This window comes from Corynebacterium sp. UMB8791 (assembly GCF_054166365.1).
Genome location: NZ_JBSZCG010000028.1, coordinates 1 through 351 on the forward strand (window position 1 = coordinate 1; position 351 = coordinate 351).

Here is a 351-nt window from a genome sequence, read left to right on the forward strand (position 1 = left end):
GGTTAGGGACTCGCCCATGCACCCATTTGGCTCCATCTGGTGGCGAGATAATCTCCGGTGGTTTTGGCTCGTCCTTTTTCTCTCCATACACATCGAGGGTGACCTTCAAATTCTTGTTCTGCGAAAGATTATTAGTGAAGGTGAAAACCGCATCCTTCGGCACAACGGCAGAGCCAACCGGCTTACCATCCTTTACCGGCACGACCTCCATAGTGATGAAGCCATTGCCAAGGGTATTAATGCTAATGAGTTGGCTAAAGCTGTATCAGAAAATATAGGTGGTAAAGCTGGTGGTAAAGGTAACATTGTTCAAGGTATGGGTGATAAACCACAAGGTATTAACACCTGTCT

The 351-nt window shown here is 46.7% G+C and carries 1 pseudogene; it reads right to left on the bottom strand.

Annotation, left to right across the window (positions count from 1 at the left end):
• Window positions 1–232, bottom strand: a pseudogene (locus tag ACXIUA_RS00635) (hypothetical protein); the annotation flags it as partial.
• Window positions 233–351 lie beyond the last annotated feature (119 nt).